The sequence below is a fragment of the Providencia sp. PROV201 genome, assembly GCF_028479545.1.
GTDB lineage: Bacteria > Pseudomonadota > Gammaproteobacteria > Enterobacterales > Enterobacteriaceae > Providencia > Providencia huaxiensis.
Genome location: NZ_JAMPNW010000003.1, coordinates 152,782 through 172,769, shown reverse-complemented (window position 1 = coordinate 172,769; position 19,988 = coordinate 152,782). Strand labels below are relative to the sequence as shown.

Sequence of the window (19,988 nt, the reverse complement as noted above, 5' to 3'; positions counted from 1 at the left end):
TCAACCATATAATCATTAAAAATTTTAGGACGGTATCTATGGTTCAGATTGGTGCCTATAATTAATTTTTAATACAAAGGTTGAATTAAATGACTTATTTTTCTAATGAGATAAATAAAGAGATAGGACAGTATTTGAGAGGAATTAGAAAAGAGCAAAACTTAACTGGTGGAGAGTTAGCAAGAAGATTGAATATTAGCCAGCAGCAGATATCTCGATACGAGACGGGGAAAACAAAGCTAACATTTGAAATGATGGATACAATCCTAATCATATTCAATAAGTCTTGGAGAGATTTTTTTAACCACGTAATAGATAAATATGATAATGAAAGATTACAGTACACCATGAAAAATGGGAATAATTATTTTTCTATTTTAGATAAAGATATTAAGAAAATGTGGCGATAATTCGGTTAATAAATAGTTTAATTCGTTTAGTGAAGGGAAATTGTTAAACATAACTAATGTAATATATTAAAATGAAAACTTTATTAAAAATAATCATTAATTAATTTTAAAGTTAATGATTATTTTTATCTAAAGTTGTTATTAACAACTGTTACGTTGAAACATACATCATGTAAGAATTACACAGGATTAAATAATCATGAAATTGAATAAATTTGTAATGGGTGCCGTATTTGCATCAGGTTTTGCTTCATTCGCAGCAATGGCTGCTTATACTGGTACTCCTACTAACGGTACTATCGAATTTTCAGGTGAGTTAGTGAATTCTGCTTGTGGTTTAAGTCAAGAATCAAGTCCTGTAAAAGTTAACTTTTATCAGATCCCTATTTCTAATTTAAAAAATGGTGAGCGTGCAGGTAATATCAAGAAAGATATCGTTCTGCAAGGGTGTGATACTACCGTTGCACAAACAGCAACAGTAACTTACACACCATCAACTATTAACCCTAATGATAATACATTAGCAGCGTTCACTTCAGGTACTGCAAGTGGTGCTGGTATTGGTTTAAGAGACAATGGAAATAAAGATGTTGTTTGGGGACAAGCTTCTTCTTCTGTTAACTTGTCTAATGGTAAAACTGCAATTCCATTCGTTGCTTATTTAAAATCTGATAATGCATCTAATGCAGTGACTCCAGGTAGCTTTGATTCAACTATCAATTTTAAAATTGATTACCAATAATTTGTAATTGGTTTTATATCAATGTGCGGAGTATTTAATACTCCGCATTAATAAAACCTACCAATAACTAAATGGTATTGTCCATGATAAGTCGGGTTGCAAAAATAACACTAGGCTCTAGTTTGTTATGGCCTCTATTAAGTTGGGGAATGACCGGCAATAACACCCCTGGTGATATTGTAATGCAAGGTGAATTAATAGAAGCCTCATGCACGATTGATCCTGAAAGCCGAGAGCTTTGGGTTAATTTTGGTGAAATTAGTGCCCGAGAGATTACCCCAGAAATCAATATTTTGGTGAGTAAGGATTTTGATATAAAGCTCGTTGGATGTACGTTGCCTTCTAATGACAAAGGTAGTGCATCGCGCGCGCAAATAACCATGATGGGAACCTCTGTTAATGATGACCAAATTTTACAAGTGAGTGGTGATTCAGAAGGATTTGGAATTCAATTTAGAGATTCTCACGGAGAAATACTTAAGCTTAATAGAAAAATGCCGGATTACACATTATTAGAAGGGCGCAATAGATTAGATTTTACTGCTGTTTTAGTTGCTTATCAAAAGCATATTAAGGCAGGTGATTTCGAAGGGGTTCTAAGGTTTAGGATGGATTATTTCTAAAACTAATAATTACATATAAAAGAGAATTGAACTAAATCTCTAGCCAACGAGTGAATACTGAGTAATTAAAATGATTATTTTAAATGGAAATATAAATAATATAAAAAGACTATTTGCAATATATATTGCAGTACTTTGCTATTCACCAAATATGTCTGCAAATGATCTTGTTGAGTTTAACGTTGACGTATTAGATGTTGGTGATCGTAACAATATTGATTTAACTCGATTCTCTAAAGATAACTTTGTATTTCCTGGGACTTATTTATTAGATGTCTATATTAATGGACAATCATTGTCGCAGCAGAAAGTCACTTATATTACCGATCCTCAAGATAGTGAAAAATCATTAGTTTGTTTTACTCCTAAGCAAATTGAAATGTTAGCGCTCAAAGAAGATGCGTTAAAAAAAATCCAAGCCATATCCCCTGAATGTTCAAATATTTTACCTATTTCAGGCGTTAAAATTAATAATAATGAAGGCAAACTGGATATCACTATTCCACAGGCATGGATGAAATATTCCGATCCTAGTTGGGTACCGCCTGAGCGTTGGGATTCAGGGGTTTCAGGCCTTATATTTGATTATAACCTGACAGGGTCAATTTCTCGTTCTTTGACGACAAATACAAACAAGCACTCATTGTCAGCATATGGCCAAACCGGGTTTAACTTAGGGGCGTGGCGCTTTAGAGCTGATTATCAAGCTAATTATAACGAGCGCGGTGATAGAAAATTCGATTGGAACCAGTTTTATGCATATCGTCCTCTGATCCACATGGCGGCTAAGCTGACACTGGGGGAAATTTATTTAAATTCTCAGGTTTTTGACACGATCCGCTTCACCGGTTTTAACCTGGCCAGTGATGAACGTATGTTACCACCGAATCTACGGGGATATGCGCCACAGATTAATGGTATCGCGAAAAGCAATTCAAAAATTGTTGTGACTCAAGCTGGGCGTGTCGTTTATGAAACGACGGTACCTGCGGGGCCATTCAGTATTCAAGATTTGCAAAGCTCCGTTCGTGGAACCTTGGATGTCAAAGTTGAAGGCGATGACGGCGAGGTATCGACTTTTCAAGTTGATACGGCAAATATCCCTTATTTAACGCGCCCAGGTTATGTGCGTTACAACGCTTCGGTCGGTAAGCCATCTCGATTTAATCACAAGCTTGAGGGGCCAATGTTTGCCACGGGAGATTTCTCTTGGGGACTGAGCAATAACTGGTCACTCATTGGTGGGCTACTTTTTGCTGGTAGGGATTACACCGCAATATCTGCTGGGTTAGGGCGTGATTTATCTATATTTGGTGCGCTTTCTGCAGATGTCACACAATCCATTAGCAGAATGCCAGGTGATAACACGCAAACGGGTTCTTCTTATCGCCTGAGTTATTCAAAATCATTTGATGAACTTAACAGTACGATTACTTTTGCGGGTTACCGCTTCTCGCAGGATAAGTTTAGAACGCTGTCGCAATACTTAGATGAGCGTGAGAACAGATATCTGGGTATTGGCCGTCAAAAAGAGATGTATACCGTGACAGGGAATAAAACTTTTTGGGCTGATGATCCTGATTGGAGAACGACGGTATTCCTAACTTATACCCATCAGACTTTTTGGGACCAAACATCTCAAGATAGGTATGGCTTATCTGTGGGTCGAACATTTCGTCTAATGGGCATCGATGGTGTCTCAACCAATATTGCGGCTTACCGTTCTGACTACCGAGGCCGACGTGACGATAGCATTTCACTTTCGGTTTCAGTACCTGTTGGTGATAGCCGTTGGGCAGGATACGACTTGCAAAACAGCGGCAGTAAGACCAGCCACATGCTCTCTTACAGTGATAACAGGGACATGAATAACTTATGGCGAGTTAGAGCCGGCCGAAGCAGCGATGATCGCGTGCGGTTTGATGGATATTATCAAAAACGGACGCAACTTGCTGAAGTTAATACCAATGTCAGCTATCAAGAAAGGCAAACGGCATCGATCAACGGGACATTACGCGGTGGTTTTACTGCTACCAAACATGGATCTGCATTACATAACAGTACTGGTACAACGGATACAGCAAGAATTATGGTCGATACCAACGGTGTTGGTGGCGTGCCGTTTAACCATGAAAAAACGCGGACTAACTGGGCTGGTATTTCTGTTGTGCCTGACATTGTCAGCTATTACAGCTTCGACACACGTATTGATGTCGATAAGTTAAAAAATAACGTTGATACCAATAAGGCGATAGCAACATCGACATTAACAGAAGGTGCAATCGGTTATCAGCGGTTTGATGTAGCAGAAGGTGAAAAGCTCATCGCAACTATTCGTTATAACGATACGGTACCTCCGTTTGGTGCTGATGTGACAAACGCTGATGGTATTAATATTGCCATGTTAATGGAAAATGGATTGGCGTATTTGATGGCAGTAAATCCTAAAGAAACATTAACGGTATCTTGGGGCGGAAAAGCGCAATGTAAAATTCAACTGCCTGAAAAAATTAATTCGGGTATGTCAGTTTTGCTGCCTTGCCAATAATGTAATGACAGTTTGAAAAAGTATCTTATAAGGTAGAGAAAATGGCGATTCGTATAAATAAATGGGTAGGTGGTTTGCTAGTTATGATGGTTGGCGTAGGGCAATCATATGCAGGTATTTCACTAGATAGAACACGACTGATCATTAAAGGCGATGAAAATTCTGCGAGTGCTAATTTATCAAACACCAGCTCAAGTATTCCTTTTCTTGCTCAGTCATGGGTTGAAGATGCCAATGGGAAAAAAATCACATCGCCATTAGTTGTATTACCTCCATTACAACGCATTAATGGTGGGCAAAAAGGCGTTGCTCGTGTTTCAAAAACAGCCGAAATAGATAAGCTCCCCCAAGACCGAGAAAGTCTGTTTTATTTAAATGTGCGTGAAGTTCCACCGAAGCCTGATAAACCAAATGTTTTACAGCTAGCGATGCAATCGCGCATTAAATTATTTTATCGGCCGACAGCTATTATTCCTGAATCTAAAAGTGCGGTTTGGCAAGACCAAGTGACATTTTATAAACAGGGGAATAATTGGCGTGCTGAAAACCCAACACCTTATTTTGTAACCATTATTAGCCTGAATAATAAACTTGTGGCAGACGGCGGAAAAAAACTGACTGATTTTCCTGGCGTAATGATCGCCCCTAAATCTAATCTCGATATTAAGGTCAATAGCTCAGCTGATAGTTTCACCATGATGTATGTGAATGATTATGGTGGTCATCCAGAACTGAAATACAGTTGTAGCGGAAATACGTGTAAAGCGTTACCACCAGAACAACAGATTCGCTAGGAGTATTCATATGAACATTAGGTGCTTAGGGATCGTATTGTTAGGGCTAGGAAGTTTCTCTGCGGTTGCAGATATTGCGGATGAAAAACTATCACGCCAAACGTTGCTAGACGTTCATAGTACTGTGCATTTTACAGGGAGCGTTTATGCATCACCTTGTGTCCTCGAATTGGAGACTCAAGAGCAATATATTGATTTAGGTGAGATTAATGCTAGAGCGTTTCGTCGTATTGGCGATAGAAGCGCGCCTGTTGCATTTAATATTCGACTCAAAGATTGTCAGCGAGGAGCATCTAAGTCATTTGTGAATGCTGCTGGAGAGTCAACTCAAAATGCGCAGCGTTACTACCTAACAGGTGAAAGTGCTGTTTCATTGAGTATTGCAGGAGATTCGAATTTTTTTAACCCTGAGCTCGTGCGAGTTACAGGTGATATTCGAGGCGCAGGATTACGTATTTCCAGTAAGGAACATCAAAACCTAATGGTCAATCAGCCAACAAGCTCATGGGTGATCAAACCTGGTGATAACAACATTACACTTAATGCCTCATTAGAATCTACAGCACAGTCTGTTTCAGCGGGAACTTTTAGTGGGTTAATTAGGCTAAAACTGGAGTATTTATAACCATGTTTGTATCCAACAACAAAAAACTAAAAGATATGACTCTTGTGGCTGGTTTACTGACAATAGGGGCTTTCCCGTTATCTGCTTTGGGCTTTCCTCACGGCTCGGTTATACCTACTGGGGGGACTTATACATTCGAAGCAAGGATGAATAATCAGATACTTGTCAATGAGAAGGATGCCGAAACAGTATTCAATTTTGATGTAGGTAACTGGCCTTTTTTCGATATTTATTGCCAAAAAAAAATGAATACAGGAGGGTCTGGGAGTTCAGATCCTGATTCAGGAATGACATTTGATTTAATGTCAACCATTCCTACATCAATGCAAAACCCAGGGTATCTGAACCTTAATGAATATTTTGATGTAAAAGTTGAAATTCAAATTGGGGGAACGATTGGTCAGAAAGTTCCTGTTCCTGTTAAAGATATATGGAATGGGGGATCTGAGCCAATAGAGTGTATTCCACCGAGTGTCAATAGCCGTGATTATGGCGTCGAGTTACGGACGGGATCGAGCGGAACAATCACGTTTAGACTGAAAAAACCGATTATAAATGGTATTACCATCAACCAAGCTGAACTGGTACAGGTTTTTGCTAAAAAAGGCAGCCCAGCGAATGGCAGTACAGCTTATGCGTCAATCCCTTCAACTCGGGTTGTTTTAGGTGCAGGGATTATCACAGTTGCTGACGAGTGTACGATTAATCAAGGTAACCCAATTAATATTGATTTTCTTGATGTAGCAAATACGAGTGAACGGTTAAATGGAGTTAATTATGCTCAGCCCTTTAAGATCCCAGTCAAATGTAGCGGTGGGAGTTTTACGACAGGTGATTTAAATATCAAACTGTCACTCTTACCAGGGGCGTCAGGTAGTGCGGATTTTAACCCTGCTTATTTCGGTACATTAAAAAATGGTGTGAAACGCACAAATCTTGGCATTGTGGTGACTGATAATGTGACGGGTACATTGGTAAAACCGAATCAAGCATACCAAGTGCCTAACTTTATTAATAACCAAGGTACTTGGAACTTAACGGCTGCGCCAATAGCAGCGCCTGGAAGTAGTGTGGAAGAAGGTGAGTTTACAAGTACCGGAACCATTCTTGCTGAATTCCAATGAGGCCGATCATGCGAAATAATAATCAGTTAAAACGTACAAAATATTTATTGTCGATTGGCTTATATTTATTAGTCTCGGGGGCGGTGAGTGCGAGTGTGATCCCGAGTAATATGGGTAGCTATTCATTCAAAGGCATGGTTGTTGCTACGCCATGTCAGATAGCGCCTGGAAGTGAGAAGGTCTCTGTTAGTTTTCAACAAATCTCGGTTAAAGAACTTTATAAAGAAGGCAAATCGAAACCTTTAAATTTCTCAATTCATTTAGCGAATTGTAATACGACTATATTTAAATCGGTGACAGTGACATTTAATGGAATTGAAAATGGGAATCTTCCTGACCATCTTGCGATTAGTGACCAAAGTGAAGCTAGCGGTATTGGTATTGGGTTATTAAATTTAAATGAAACACCCATAGAATTGAATACGCCATCACTAGCGCAAAACTTGGCAACAAATAATACGGAAATTCAATTTAAGGCTTATGTCGAGGCTGAGCCTGAAGCGAGAGTTAACCAAACTATTACTTATGGGAATTTTTATAGTACAGCATACTATACATTAAATTATCAATAACGAATGAAAATATGATTTTTGCAATAAAAAATAAAAATAATAAAAAAGAAAGTTATCCATGGGGGCTTTTAGGTTTTGTTATAATATTTTTTGGTATTATATTGCATATTTATTTGCCGAATATGGGCGGAACAGGTTTGTCATTACCATTTAATATAATTAGTAGTTTTTTTATTGCTTTTTTTATTATAGTGGTTAATATTACTCAAATTAAAAATTAAAAATTATATTACTCTAAGTCGAGTAATTATATTACGCTTGGGTTGGTGTTATTATTAGGTTTATGTTTTTTTTCACCTGAAGATTACCAGCTTAATGCATACTTGACTGCATATTGGTTATTGGGTGCGTTATTTTTTTATCAAGTTTTATTGCAAATAAATATTTCAGAATCCGTATTGAAAATAATTGTTTGCAGTGTATTATTTGCTGCTATTATTGAGAGTCTATATTCAATAGCACAAGTTTTTAAATTTTTCCCAATATCAGGGGATAGGCCATATGGCGTATTCCAACAAGTTAATGTTCTTTCTAGTTTTATTTGTGTTGGCATTGCCAGTGCAATAGGTATGTTTATTTTAATAAGAACCATCACATGGTATGCGTCTACTATTATCATTGTGAGTCTCATTTTAATGAGCACAGTATTATCGTTGTCTCAATCATTAACTGGATATTTAAATTTATTATTAATTGTTGTTGTTTTTTATTTTTTTGCAAAGTATCATCGTAAATATATTTTTTATTCTGTAATAGCGATTGTTATCGGTCTTATTTTTGGTTATGGAATAAAAGTTGCTTTTAATATTTCTGACTTTTCTGAAAGTAAATTACAGACATCGCATATTAGATGGGTATTGTGGCAGCATAGTTTATATTTATTCAGTGAGAATGTTTTATTTGGTACGGGTGTTGGTAGTTTTGAATCTGTATTTTTAGAGCGCTTTGGTGGTGGGTTACTAGAAACCAAAGTAAGGGGCATGTCACATCCACATAATGAGATATTACGTTGGATGGTTGAAGGTGGGTTAGTTGGCATTGCTGCGATATTGTTAGTTATTATTGGTGGTGGGTATCTACTTTATTCTTCATTAAAAAATAAAAATAATAATTATGTTTTTTTAGTTATTGCATTACCAATTGTTTTACACATGATGACAGAGTTTCCATTGTGGCTATCAATACCTCATGGGGTGGTACTGATACTGCTAATACGTTGTGCTGATATTCCAACTAAAAAATATCATTTGAATAAAGTTGTAGGGTATTGTTCTAAAATAGTTATTGCGTTAGGTGGTTTTTTATCAATGGGGTTGCTGTATTTTACTTTGCAAACGCAGCAATATTTAACCTATATAGAAAAAACAGGGCAACAGTTTCTTCTTTCGAGAAATGAGCCTGATTATAGCGAATGGAAATATTACTTAATCGATGATCGTTATAAATTAGATCTCAATATGGGATATTTATTACGCTATAATGAGACGCAAGACCCTTATTATTTGAATTTGTTTTCATCTTGGGCTGAAAGTTATTCACGTTCTTGGTCAGATGTTAATGTTTATTTTTCTTGGATCCTTGTTTTAAATGAATTAGGTGAGAGAGAGAAAGCGAAAAGTGTCAAAGAAAAAGCGATTTTTTTATTTGATAATAATGAAAAATTAGAAGAATTGAATTTTTAATTATTCATGTGGTACTTCATGTGTTAATTAAAAATCTAAAGAATTTATTGATGTCCATTATCAATAAATAGGGTGTTTTATTAATTTAAATCTATATAAAAGGAAATAACATGAAAAAGTTAAATGCTATCGAAGCTGCTGCTGTAATTGGTGGAACAGAACAAGTTTGTACTGATACTTATGAGAGCATCACTATTGGTGGAGTTAAATCTTGCCAATTAGTAACAACTTGTACTGATAAGCACGGTAACAAAACATACTCAGCGAAAGCTGTTGATGCACCAAACTGTGATGTAACAGCTCCATAATATTAAATTTAATTTTTATTAGTTGATACATGGGGAGCTATCCCCATGTATTTTTCGTACCTGAATGGAATTAACTGTTATGAATACTCGTTTTAAACCAATAACTATTACACTTTATACTCTATTTGTTATTATCGTTTCTTCACTCATGACGGTTTTGTCCTATCATATTTTTGTTTTTAATACTTTCTCAAATGATGATGCACAAGTTTCTTCTTTTATTGAATTTAATAGTGAACAAGCTCTGTTGAGTCCAATAAAAGAAAATAATAGCATCATAGAAGTTGTTTCTTATGGTTGCCATTATTGTGCAGTAAATCATGACAATGTCAGCCAATTCGAAAAAACACTCCCTGAGAATGTCAACTTTAAAGTCATTCATTTAGCCAAGGATAATAATCTAGGGCTGGCTGCCTATGCGCCTATTTTTGCGACATTGGAAGAGATGGGTGTGGAATCTCAATACCGTCAGGATCTTTATACTGCCGTTATCAGCGATAAGCTTGATTTAGCTAACAAAGATGTCTTAAACCAATGGTTAAAACAGCACAATATTGATTCTACTCAATACCTAAAAACCAGTGAAAGCCAAGCCGTTCAAGAACGTCTTAAATATATGCTTGAAATTAGCAAATTTTATCAAATCACTGGAACACCTGCCTTTATTATCAATAAACGCTATGTTGTTTATCAAGACCGCGATTTTGCAGACTTTACTACCTATATGCTTGAGTTATTAGATAAAAGTAATGAGGAGTTACGGTGATCCGGTTTTTCATTGTTTGGACGGTATTTACAGCGAAAAACTGTTTGATGCCGTTTAAAAAAGGATATCAAAAACTTAATCATAGTGGGCTTGCCTTTTTACGGTTGTTATTGCGTCGGGGCTATATCACATCGGTATTATTTGTTTCTAATTTATTATGTCGCGCTGGTTTATTAGGCCGTCAATATCGTAATCGTAATAAAGTCGCCACGGAAAACTTTCGTAGTTTAATGGAAACGAAAGGGCATATTGATATGAGCTGGATAGCTATTCGACGCTTCATTTTGGAAGAGGCAGCCACATGGGGACAAAACCAAGAAATCATGGCGCAAGTTCGAGTTTGTACCCTTGAACTTGATAGCGTTGTTGCGCCTTTGCACCAACAAAATAAACCCGTTGTACTTGCTCCGTTGCATATGGTTTCTGATGTTTTAGCCACAATGGTTGGGGCGGGGGTGACTCCTGGCAATGCGACGGTGGTGGTTTCGTCGAGCGCAGAGCAGCAAAAGTATAACGCTTCGGCACGTGAGCTAGGTCAGGTGAATTTATCTTATTGCTCTATTCATCAGGGAAATAAAGTATTAGCTAGCCAATTAATGACCGCGATGACAGAAACGGCGACAGGGCAAAAGAATATGATTGTTTTCCCTGATATTACCCCTGATTACACGGTTCAAACTGAGGAAGGGGCGTCGAGCAAATTATCGTGCCATTTATTTAACCGTGCAGCAAAGTTACACAATGGTGTCGTGCGTTTATCCAGTGCGATTTCGGCACAGGTAGTTTTTTATCATCTGTACTACCAAAACGGTTTACAAATCAAAGTTTATCCGCCTGTTGCAGCAAAAGATGTTGCAACTCAAATGCCAGCCATTATTGAAAATGCGGTTCGTCATTATCCCAATGATTGGCTTTTATGGCATAGCCATTCACTTTATTTTATTAGCCATTAAATAATAATGAAAAATATTATTCCAAATTTTGTTTCTCAAGAAGAAACCAATGAATGTGGCTTAGCATGTATTGCGATGTTAGCACAAACCCAAGGCCTCAACGTTTCTCTTGAAACGCTGCGAGAGATGTATCCGGCATCGGATCATGGAACTTCTTTGATTGATCTTTCGTCCATCTTAGCTAATTACGGTGTTGCGACGACACCGGTGCTATTTGAGCACCAAGAGCTCAATAGCTTACCGCTTCCCGCTATTTTACATTACGGAGCAAACCATTTTGTGCTGCTTGCTTATCGTAAGGGAAATAACGTGTGCGTGATGAACCCTGCAATTGGGCAGCAATGGTTACCTTTCTCTGCATTAAAAGCGGAAATCAGCGGCTATGCATTAATTTTAGAGCCGGATACCGCGCTGGAAAGAATTGAATCGCTAGCACCAGAAGACAAAAATGATGGGGATGGGAAAAAAGCTCCTCATGCAATGAGCCTGAAAGAAACCTCAGAGATTCGCGGTGTTTATTGGTTGATGATATTCGCTTTTTTGGTTTCTTTAACGCTATTTTTAATGCCAGCCATGGTGAGCAATGCGATTAACCAAGCCTTTTCCGACGCTAAAAATGCCATTTTCCCTTATGGCTGGTTTATTGTTGCCTTTGTGGTTGCAACACTATTAGCCCTTGGCGTGAGAATGCTCAGCGAGCGTTTCGTAAAACACTTTGTGTTGATTAAAAGCGGGGTTGGCTTTTCCCGTTTATTGAGTAATCCATTGCGCTTTTTTGAAAAACGCGCACCCGGGGATGTTTTTAGCCGTTTTGTTGCTTGGCAGAGGGCATTAACCGAAAAAATTGAGCTGGATAACGGGTTACGAACGGATTGGGTTATTTGTGCAATCGCATTAGGTACCATGTTTTGGATTGCCCCCGTGTTAGCCGCTATTTCGGCTGCGGGTGTTACCGTGATGGGCTTAATTAGTGTATGGGCGATTATTCGTGACCGGTGGTACACCCAGCAGTTACAGCTAAAATCAGCAGAATTAAATGACTTTTTTATGGAGACGCTGCAAGGCATTCTGACCATAAAAACAGCAGGGATAGAAAATCAGCGTAAGGCGCAATTTGCATGGTTAAACCGTGAATTGTTTACCTGTATGCAACGCAGAAATGTGTATCAACAAATTAAAGATGGCATCTATCAATTAATCGGTAGTTTGGAGATGGTCATTTTTATGTTGGTGGTTCTACCTATGGTGGCCAATGAGTTAATTTCGTTGGGGGATTTCTTTGCTTATAGTTTCTTACGTCAAATTTTCACCAATTATGTGACGCGTATTTTTTATGCGATTATACATAAGTCACAACTGCATATTATTGATACACGCGCCCATTCTTTATTCCCTAAGAAAAGCGAGCAGGACACCGAACCATTCCACGAGAAACAAGCCTCAGTGCAAGGAAATGCACCACACTTATCTTTCAAGGGGATTCATTTCTGTTATGACCCTGCAAAACCGATTTTAAATAATGTGTCATTAGACTTACCTTCAGGCTCACAGGTTGCCATTGTTGGGGAATCTGGGGTAGGAAAAAGCACGTTATTACGCACCATTGCGGGTTTATTCAGCCCACAGCAAGGAATATGCGAATCCAATGGGGAAGCCGTCAGTGTGCAGCAGCTTACGCAATTGGTTTGCTTGCAAAGCCAAGAAGATATTCTATTCAATGCGAGAGTCTTAGATAACATTACGCTATTTGACCCTAATTTCCGTGAAAAAGATAAAAAAAGAGTCGAAGTGCTGCTCGATAAATTGGCACTCGGTGCAGTGATTAATCAATTACCTGGTGGAGTGAATGCGTTAATAAGAGAAAGCCATGCGGCACTGTCACTTGGGCAACGCCAACGTTTGTTATTAGCTCGTTCGTTGTACAGTGCCCGTCCTATTTTATTATTGGATGAGCCCACTGCCAATTTGGATGAAGAAACAGCAAAAATAGTCATGGCGACTATTCAATCACATTGCCAGAAAACAGGTAAGACATTGATTGTCGTCACTCACAGTGAAGAGCTGGCGGCTAATTTTGATGCACTTTACCGAATCGTGGATGGGAAATTAAGTCTTGAGATAAGCACCAATAAAGACCCTTCTGTCACCGCAGGCACGCCTCAATCTGAACCTTCTTTATTAGCGGTAATGGAAGGTACTCCCTTATGACCTCTCGTCACGTAACACCAATATTGGGTTTAACGGCCCGACGATTACGCACTTTAGGTGGGCTGGTGGCACTGCTTGTGTTGATCGTGGTGATCGGCCGTTTTGTTTGGCAACCACCCGCCCCTGTATTGTATGAAAACGTAATTTTATCGGTGGAACGTGGCGATATAGAAAAAATCGTTATGGTAACGGGGAAATTAAAGCCCTCAATGCAAGTTAACGTAGGGGCTCAGGTTAACGGGCAAATCAGAAAATTGTATGTAAAACAAGGCGACAAAGTAGTTAAAGGGGAGTTATTAGCAGAAATCGACCCGACGATCCAACAGTCTGAGCTCAAAAATGCAACCGCCCGGTTATCCAGTGCTCAGGCGCAAAAACGGGCTGCAGAAGCAACTTTAATACAGTACATCAAAGCCTATCGGCGTCAGGTAGTGATGCAGCGAGATGGTTCTGGTATTCGCAGTGAATATGAACAAGCGCAAGCACAATATGAGGCGCAATTACAGCAGGTTAATGTCAATGAGGCGTTAATCACGCAATCAGAAATGGACGTACAAACTGCACAAGCTAACCTCAATTTTACACGGATCGTCGCGCCGATCAGTGGTGAAGTGCTGGGTATTGTGGCGAACGAAGGGCAAACCATCGTTTCTTCACAGACAGCACCAACCATTTTAGTGTTGGCGAACCTGGATAAAATGCAGGTTCAGACACGAATTTCAGAAGCGGATATTCAAAAAATTAGCCCAGGCCAACCCCTCACGTTCTATGTGATTGCAGACCCGGAAACGCACTACGAAAGTACGATGGGGTATGTTCAACCCATTCCGCCCGAAGCGCTTGATGAAAATAACAATAATTCTGGAGGGCAACAGAACAGCGCAATTTACTACAACGGAACGTTCGAGGTTGATAACGCCAATCGTGCATTAAAGACATCAATGACTGCGCAAGTATTTATTCGTGTTGCACAAGTAAAAGATGCCATTCGACTCCCTACTAGTGCGCTGGGGCGTGCGATGGGTGCAAACCAATATGAAGTGACCGTGATCAAAAATGAAAAACCGGAAACGCGCACCATCAAAGTGGGCATTAATGACCGCCATTTTGTCGAAGTTCTTGAGGGAATTAGTGAGGGTGAACAAGTTGTTATTCAATCAGATAATGTGGCGAGTGAATAATGGCGATGACACGAAATGTATCTTTAACTCGTCCTCTGATTGAACTTCATCATGTTTATCGTGAGTTTTCAGCTGGTACACAAACCATTCCTGTTTTGAATGATATTTCGCTATCAATTAATCAAGGAGAGATGGTCGCTATCATTGGCGCATCAGGTTCAGGTAAATCAACTCTGATGAACATCATTGGTTGTTTAGATAAGCCCTCTCAAGGGGAAGTATTTATTAATGGGATTGCGGTTCATGAGGTGAATAGCGACCAACTGGCGGAATTACGTAGCCAATATCTTGGGTTTATTTTTCAACGTTATCACCTAATGCCCTACCTGACCGCAGAGGAAAATATTGCGATCCCCGCTTTGTATACGGCGATGCCAGAAGATGAGCGGAGCGCTCGAGTTGCTTTATTAGCAGAAAAGTTAGGGTTACAAACGCGTTTGGATCACAAACCTTATCAATTATCTGGTGGGCAACAGCAGCGTGTCAGTGTCTGTCGCGCCTTGGTCAATGGTGCGCAAATTATTCTTGCGGATGAACCTACAGGGGCATTAGATAGCGCTAGTGGTCACGCATTGATGGATATTTTACATCAACTTCATCTCGATGGGCACACTGTTGTGATTGTGACCCACGATAAAAATATCGCTCAGCAAACTCAGCGAATTATTGAAATTAGTGATGGAAAAATTGTTTCTGATAAGCAGAACCAAGCGCAGAAAGGCACAAAACAACGACACCAGCTTCCTACTGTTGAAGATAATGGCCGTGCATCGGTGTGGCGCAATATTATTGAGTCTATTCGTATGGCATGGCGGGCCTTACTCGGTCATCGCATGCGTGCATTTTTGTCGATGTTGGGAATTATCATCGGTATTTCTTCTGTGGTGTCATCAATGGCCGTGGGGGAAGGAGCAAGACGCTCCATCATGGATGAAATCGGGAAACTCGGCAGCACGACTCTGGAAATTCGCCCTGGCACTGGGTGGGGGGCTAAGCGGCCTGATATGGAGCGTGCGTTATCGTTAAATGATGTCAAAAGCCTAAAGCAGTTGCCATGGGTTGAGTCTATTTCCCCCGTCGCGAGTAGCATGACGATGGTCGTTAATAAAGGCTTGGATAACTCCATCATGCTTAATGGGGTTTCAGAAGAATATTTTGCGGCACAAGGGTTTCAGCTTTTACATGGTAGCTTATTCAGTACGCTCGATATGGCAGACAGTGAGCCTGTTATCGTATTGGATGAAGGAAGCCGAGAGGTACTTTTTCAGCCAGAAGAAGAACCATTAGGGCAAATTGTGCAAATTGGCCATTCACCATGGCGAATTATTGGTATTGCCCGTAAACCGGGGCCCAAAATGTCGAGTGGCTTTGTTATGGGGTGGGTGCCTTACTCATCCTTACAGCAACGTGTGGTTGGGGACAAACCCATTGAATTTATTTCGTTGCGTTTCCCTGAAAGCTTAACTTCTCAACAAGCTAAATTACAGGTTGAGCGTTTGTTATTACGCGAACATGGTAAAAAGGACTTTTTTATTCAGTCGGATGACCAGCTCGCAAATGCATTACAGAAAACATCCGATTCTATGTCATTACTGATCACCTCGATTGCTGCTATTTCCTTATTGGTTGGCGGCGTTGGGGTGATGAATATCATGCTGGTTTCTGTGACGGAACGAACTCATGAAATCGGGATCCGCCTTTCGGTCGGAGCGCGTCCTCAAGATATTATGAACCAATTTCTGATAGAAGCCGTGATGATTTGTTCGCTTGGCGGGTTTATTGGTATTGTCGGTGCATGGTTAGCGGGGTGGGTTTTTTCTTATCTCACCACTGAATTTACGATGGTGTTTACTCTGTTCCCTATTTTATTAGCGTGCGGTTTTTCCGCTCTAATTGGTTTTGTTTTTGGCTATTTTCCTGCTCGTCGGGCTGCCAAACTTAACCCAACGGAGGCATTGGCACGCGAATGAATATCAAATCGCTTTATATCATTTCTGCTTTATTTTTGCTAAATGGCTGCGGCAGTTTTACGCGTACGGAATACCAACGTCCTGAGCTCACATTGCCACAGCAGTGGGATGATAAAATACACCAATCTGGTACAAATGACGTAGTGACGTCAGTTCAGTCATTGAACCTAACTGAAAATTGGTGGGATAACTTTAAAGATCCTCAGCTATCTCAACTGATCAACCAGGTACTAGAGAATAATAATGATTTAGCCGCAGCGGCAATTAAGTTAAAGATGGCGCGAAGTACGGCCGGGCTAGCAAACACCAATATAACCCCAAATGTCTCCCTTGGGGGCTCTGCAAGCAATACAAAATCTATTCGCAATGGAACCTCTCCTCAAGAGAGTTATAGCTCAAATCTAAACTTAAATTATGAAGTTGATTTATGGGGAAAGCTTGCACGTATTCGTGAAAAGAATGAGTGGGAAGCAATAGCAACCGAACAGGATTACCATGCAACAGCATTAGTGGTTATTAATACGACAGCACAATTATATTGGAATATTGCACTGTTAAATCAACAGATTGATAACCTGATAGCGAGCCAAAAGATTGCAGAAAAAAGTCAGCAGCAAATTAAGTCTTGGTATTTGGCAGGAAAAGTTAGCCAACTGGATTTTTTACAATCGCAGCAAACTGTGATTAGTCGAAAAAATGAATTGCGACGAATCATTAAAGAACGTGACAGTTCCCGTAATGCGCTAGCCCTATTGTTGAACCGCCCTGCAGAGCAGCATGCCAGTGAGCTCACCGCACTTAATCGAAATCAACGAATTGAAATTCTTAACGCGACACCGTTGTCCGTATTAGCACAGCGGCCAGATATTCAAGCTGCCGAGTCACGTCTTCGTTCCGCGCTTGCTGACTCTGACGCTGCTAAATTGAGTTTCTACCCGACACTGTCTTTGCAAGGTGCGCTTAATGCGGGTAGCCAATTGTTTTCTCAATGGTTTAGTGACCCGACACGAGTTGTTGGAGGTTCGATTTCTCTGCCTTTTATTCAGTGGAACACGGTGAAATTGACCATTGAACAATCCGACTTACAAGTGCAACAAGCTGCGGTGGCATTTCGTCGTGCAGCTTATACCGCCTTATCAGAAGTCGATAACGCGATGGAAGCCCGTTTTGCCGCGGATGAAATTCGTCAGCAATTGCAACAGTCATTATCACTTAGCCAGCAGCGGTTAAAGCTCACTAGCAGCCGTTACCGAGCTGGTGCCGCGAATTATCAAACACTGCTTAATGCGCAAGATGACCTTTTAACTATTGAGAACACATTAGCTCAAAATCAATACGATTATCTTTATGCAACGCTGCAACTTTGGCTAGCACAAGGTGGCGGTAGCGCCCGACAAGAGGACAACCCATTATGAACCAAAAATCTCACTTTAAACGCGTTGTTGTCACAGGCTATGGGGCTGTCACTCCATTGGGGGATACGGCTTCAGCATGTTGGCAAGCGATTATGGATAAAAAGCTCGGTTATCGTTACGTTGATAAAACTGCGCAAAATATCCACAGTCATTTTTTAGGGCTTATTGATAATGAACCCAGCTTAAAAGGGGTTCCCGCGGCTATTCGTCGTCGTTTACCGCGCCATACGCGCTTAGCTTTGGGGGCCGCACGAGAGGCCATGAACATGGCCTTCGCAGACACGCCATTAACGGATTTATATGACCCTCTGATGTGTGGCGTCATTATGGGATCGGGGTGGGCAGGGCTTGATGAAAATTATATGTCGGTAAGTGAATTCGAAGCGACAGGGATGACCTCGCCTTTCAACTGTTTTTATGCAATGCCAAGTGTGACAACAGCGGCTTGCAGCCAGTTTTGGAACCTGCGTGGATATCAAAATACGACCATCGCGGCTTGTGCGACAGGCACTATTGCGATTGGTGATGCTTTTGACGCGATCCGTCATGGACGAGCCGATATGATGCTCGCTGGTGCAGGAGAGTCCTTGCGGACCGATTGTGCTGTATGGAATATCGATGTTCTTGGTGCTTTAACTCGTGAAGCGGAAGACCCGACTCGTGCATGTTGCCCATTCAGTGCGGACCGTAGTGGATTCGTGCTTTCTGAAGGTGCAGCCGTGTTGTGTTTAGAAGAGCGTGAGAGCGCTATTTCACGTGGCGCCACTATTTTGGGTGAAATTACAGGGTATGCGAATTTTTCTGATGCATTTGATTTTACATCACCAGCAGAAGATTGTGTCGCCCGAGTGAAAACCATTGAAATGGCTTTACAACAAGCGGGAGCCGCTCCTGAATCTATCGATTATATCAATGCCCATGGGACCTCAACGGCTCTTAATGACTTAAATGAAACAGAATCACTGAAAAAGGCATTAGGTGCGGCAGCTTATCAAATCCCAATGTCTAGTACTAAATCCTATACCGGACACTTAATTGCCGCTGCTGGTAGCTTTGAAACCATTATTTGCTTGCAAGCGATGGCGCATGGCGTGATGCCTGCAACCGCTAACTTACATCACTCGGACCCGCAATGTGACCTCGATTATATCCCTAACGAACACCGTATTGGTGAAGTTAAGCGTGCACTAAACCTGAGTTTTGGCTTCGGTGGGGCAAATGCGGCGCTGATTTTAGAGAAAGCGTCATGAGGACATTACGTTATACCCTTGAGGATGCAAAACAGTGGGCATCATTTTCTGGTGATGATAACCCGATTCATTTTGACCTTGAATGGGTCAAAGCGAAGGGCGTAGAGCAACTGAGTGTACATGGCATGCGTGCACTACTCGATGTGAAACAATTTGCGAGTGAATCATTAAATCACGAACTATTGGCTTCACAAGAGGTTATCGACTCTGAGTTTATCAAATGTGTCGTGCGGTTACGCAATCCGTTATGGAACGATAAAGATTATCAATTAGTTGCACGAAATAAAGCGGGATCTGTGGCTTTACTCTCTTCTGATGAGCAACAAAATTGTTTAACTTGCCAATTGTCGGTCACCTCCCCACCGCGATTACATGAAATCGCAAATGAGATAACGATTTCGACCGCCGAACTTGTGAAATTGCAGTCAATATTCTCTCAGTTTCCCAACGAAATGTATGAATGGCAATTTATTGATGCAGTTTTGTTTTGGTACTTAATTCATGATAGCTCTTTATTTCAACAACAAGAGATCGCGCAATGGCTGCCAGCCGGCTCAACGTTGAAAGATATTTTTTGCCGTTATCCTATCGTACAAACCCACCAAGAAGTGGTTTTTGACCGTGCACTTCTGACTAAATGGGTTCCTATCACCTCTCCTGAACCTATTTACCTACGTATTTTACCCGCCTTAGTCATTGCGGATAGTGAGAGTGGTCGATTAGTAAGTATCAGTATCACTGCCCATTACGGGGAAAAAATAATAAACAATTCAATAACATTGAAAGTTAATTCAATAACTCAATAAGAATGCAAGGA

The 19,988-nt window shown here is 40.3% G+C and carries 19 protein-coding genes; all 19 read left to right on the top strand.

Features of this window, described 5'->3' with window-relative positions; translation table 11 throughout:
* The first annotated feature begins 89 nt into the window (after nucleotides 1–89).
* A complete protein-coding gene (locus PR809_RS04085) occupies nucleotides 90–410 on the top strand; it encodes a helix-turn-helix domain-containing protein (RefSeq protein WP_102138145.1) in 321 nt (106 codons plus the stop codon).
* Nucleotides 411–609: 199 nt separating this feature from the next.
* Nucleotides 610–1,152 (top strand): fimbrial protein, encoded by a 543-nt coding sequence (locus PR809_RS04080; RefSeq protein ID WP_102138144.1) that lies wholly within the window; start codon nucleotides 610–612, stop codon nucleotides 1,150–1,152.
* 83 nt (nucleotides 1,153–1,235) lie between these two features.
* Nucleotides 1,236–1,775, top strand: coding sequence for a fimbrial protein (locus PR809_RS04075; RefSeq protein ID WP_166264108.1), 540 nt, complete (start codon nucleotides 1,236–1,238; stop codon nucleotides 1,773–1,775).
* A gap of 70 nt (nucleotides 1,776–1,845) precedes the next feature.
* Nucleotides 1,846–4,323, top strand: coding sequence for a fimbria/pilus outer membrane usher protein (locus PR809_RS04070; RefSeq protein ID WP_102138142.1), 2,478 nt, complete (start codon nucleotides 1,846–1,848; stop codon nucleotides 4,321–4,323).
* An 83-nt stretch (nucleotides 4,324–4,406) separates the two neighbouring features.
* Nucleotides 4,407–5,117 (top strand): fimbrial biogenesis chaperone, encoded by a 711-nt coding sequence (locus PR809_RS04065; protein WP_229597622.1) that lies wholly within the window; start codon nucleotides 4,407–4,409, stop codon nucleotides 5,115–5,117.
* Nucleotides 5,118–5,127: 10 nt separating this feature from the next.
* Nucleotides 5,128–5,742 carry a fimbrial protein gene (locus PR809_RS04060; protein WP_102138140.1) on the top strand — a complete coding sequence of 205 codons (615 nt, stop codon included), beginning with the start codon at nucleotides 5,128–5,130 and terminating at the stop codon, nucleotides 5,740–5,742.
* A 2-nt stretch (nucleotides 5,743–5,744) separates the two neighbouring features.
* Entirely contained in the window at nucleotides 5,745–6,866 is a 1,122-nt protein-coding gene (locus tag PR809_RS04055; RefSeq protein ID WP_102138139.1) for a fimbrial protein, read from the top strand.
* 8 nt (nucleotides 6,867–6,874) lie between these two features.
* A complete protein-coding gene (locus PR809_RS04050) occupies nucleotides 6,875–7,438 on the top strand; it encodes a fimbrial protein (protein WP_229597489.1) in 564 nt (187 codons plus the stop codon).
* 11 nt (nucleotides 7,439–7,449) lie between these two features.
* Nucleotides 7,450–7,659, top strand: a complete 210-nt coding sequence (locus PR809_RS04045; protein WP_272524451.1) for a hypothetical protein — start codon at nucleotides 7,450–7,452, stop codon at nucleotides 7,657–7,659.
* Between the two features lie 45 nt (nucleotides 7,660–7,704).
* On the top strand, nucleotides 7,705–9,120 hold the full coding sequence (locus PR809_RS04040; protein WP_272524450.1) for a PglL family O-oligosaccharyltransferase: 1,416 nt from the start codon (nucleotides 7,705–7,707) through the stop codon (nucleotides 9,118–9,120).
* Nucleotides 9,121–9,230: 110 nt separating this feature from the next.
* Nucleotides 9,231–9,428: a DUF4762 family protein gene (locus PR809_RS04035; protein ID WP_102138136.1), complete on the top strand. Its 198-nt coding sequence runs from the start codon at nucleotides 9,231–9,233 to the stop codon at nucleotides 9,426–9,428.
* Between the two features lie 79 nt (nucleotides 9,429–9,507).
* On the top strand, nucleotides 9,508–10,194 hold the full coding sequence (locus tag PR809_RS04030) for a DsbA family protein (protein WP_229597488.1): 687 nt from the start codon (nucleotides 9,508–9,510) through the stop codon (nucleotides 10,192–10,194).
* The gene (locus PR809_RS04025) at nucleotides 10,191–11,147 is read left to right on the top strand and encodes an ABC transporter (RefSeq protein WP_166264114.1); all 957 of its coding nucleotides are present in this window, start codon (nucleotides 10,191–10,193) and stop codon (nucleotides 11,145–11,147) included. The genes PR809_RS04030 and PR809_RS04025 overlap by 4 nt, the downstream gene beginning before the upstream one ends.
* Before the next feature lie 6 nt (nucleotides 11,148–11,153).
* Nucleotides 11,154–13,355, top strand: coding sequence for a peptidase domain-containing ABC transporter (locus tag PR809_RS04020; RefSeq protein ID WP_102138133.1), 2,202 nt, complete (start codon nucleotides 11,154–11,156; stop codon nucleotides 13,353–13,355).
* Nucleotides 13,352–14,536 carry an efflux RND transporter periplasmic adaptor subunit gene (locus PR809_RS04015; protein ID WP_241098754.1) on the top strand — a complete coding sequence of 395 codons (1,185 nt, stop codon included), beginning with the start codon at nucleotides 13,352–13,354 and terminating at the stop codon, nucleotides 14,534–14,536. Before PR809_RS04020 ends, PR809_RS04015 begins: the two co-directional genes overlap by 4 nt.
* A complete protein-coding gene (locus tag PR809_RS04010) occupies nucleotides 14,536–16,506 on the top strand; it encodes an ABC transporter permease (protein ID WP_375373106.1) in 1,971 nt (656 codons plus the stop codon). Before PR809_RS04015 ends, PR809_RS04010 begins: the two co-directional genes overlap by 1 nt.
* 2 nt (nucleotides 16,507–16,508) lie before the next feature.
* Nucleotides 16,509–17,921 (top strand): efflux transporter outer membrane subunit, encoded by a 1,413-nt coding sequence (locus PR809_RS04005; RefSeq protein ID WP_206276786.1) that lies wholly within the window; start codon nucleotides 16,509–16,511, stop codon nucleotides 17,919–17,921.
* Nucleotides 17,918–19,171: a beta-ketoacyl-[acyl-carrier-protein] synthase family protein gene (locus tag PR809_RS04000; protein WP_102138131.1), complete on the top strand. Its 1,254-nt coding sequence runs from the start codon at nucleotides 17,918–17,920 to the stop codon at nucleotides 19,169–19,171. Before PR809_RS04005 ends, PR809_RS04000 begins: the two co-directional genes overlap by 4 nt.
* Nucleotides 19,168–19,977: a MaoC/PaaZ C-terminal domain-containing protein gene (locus tag PR809_RS03995; protein WP_206276781.1), complete on the top strand. Its 810-nt coding sequence runs from the start codon at nucleotides 19,168–19,170 to the stop codon at nucleotides 19,975–19,977. Before PR809_RS04000 ends, PR809_RS03995 begins: the two co-directional genes overlap by 4 nt.
* Nucleotides 19,978–19,988 lie beyond the last annotated feature (11 nt).

Bases quoted from the DNA above. Each gene is read 5' to 3' on its own strand.
- PR809_RS04085 (WP_102138145.1), top strand. From the start codon at position 90: ATGACTTATTTTTCTAATGAGATAAATAAAGAGATAGGACAGTATTTG.
- PR809_RS04080 (WP_102138144.1), top strand. From the start codon at position 610: ATGAAATTGAATAAATTTGTAATGGGTGCCGTATTTGCATCAGGTTTT.
- PR809_RS04075 (WP_166264108.1), top strand. From the start codon at position 1,236: ATGATAAGTCGGGTTGCAAAAATAACACTAGGCTCTAGTTTGTTATGG.
- PR809_RS04070 (WP_102138142.1), top strand. From the start codon at position 1,846: ATGATTATTTTAAATGGAAATATAAATAATATAAAAAGACTATTTGCA.
- PR809_RS04065 (WP_229597622.1), top strand. From the start codon at position 4,407: ATGATGGTTGGCGTAGGGCAATCATATGCAGGTATTTCACTAGATAGA.
- PR809_RS04060 (WP_102138140.1), top strand. From the start codon at position 5,128: ATGAACATTAGGTGCTTAGGGATCGTATTGTTAGGGCTAGGAAGTTTC.
- PR809_RS04055 (WP_102138139.1), top strand. From the start codon at position 5,745: ATGTTTGTATCCAACAACAAAAAACTAAAAGATATGACTCTTGTGGCT.
- PR809_RS04050 (WP_229597489.1), top strand. From the start codon at position 6,875: ATGCGAAATAATAATCAGTTAAAACGTACAAAATATTTATTGTCGATT.
- PR809_RS04045 (WP_272524451.1), top strand. From the start codon at position 7,450: ATGATTTTTGCAATAAAAAATAAAAATAATAAAAAAGAAAGTTATCCA.
- PR809_RS04035 (WP_102138136.1), top strand. From the start codon at position 9,231: ATGAAAAAGTTAAATGCTATCGAAGCTGCTGCTGTAATTGGTGGAACA.
- PR809_RS04030 (WP_229597488.1), top strand. From the start codon at position 9,508: ATGAATACTCGTTTTAAACCAATAACTATTACACTTTATACTCTATTT.
- PR809_RS04020 (WP_102138133.1), top strand. From the start codon at position 11,154: ATGAAAAATATTATTCCAAATTTTGTTTCTCAAGAAGAAACCAATGAA.
- PR809_RS04015 (WP_241098754.1), top strand. From the start codon at position 13,352: ATGACCTCTCGTCACGTAACACCAATATTGGGTTTAACGGCCCGACGA.
- PR809_RS04010 (WP_375373106.1), top strand. From the start codon at position 14,536: ATGGCGATGACACGAAATGTATCTTTAACTCGTCCTCTGATTGAACTT.
- PR809_RS04000 (WP_102138131.1), top strand. From the start codon at position 17,918: ATGAACCAAAAATCTCACTTTAAACGCGTTGTTGTCACAGGCTATGGG.
- PR809_RS03995 (WP_206276781.1), top strand. From the start codon at position 19,168: ATGAGGACATTACGTTATACCCTTGAGGATGCAAAACAGTGGGCATCA.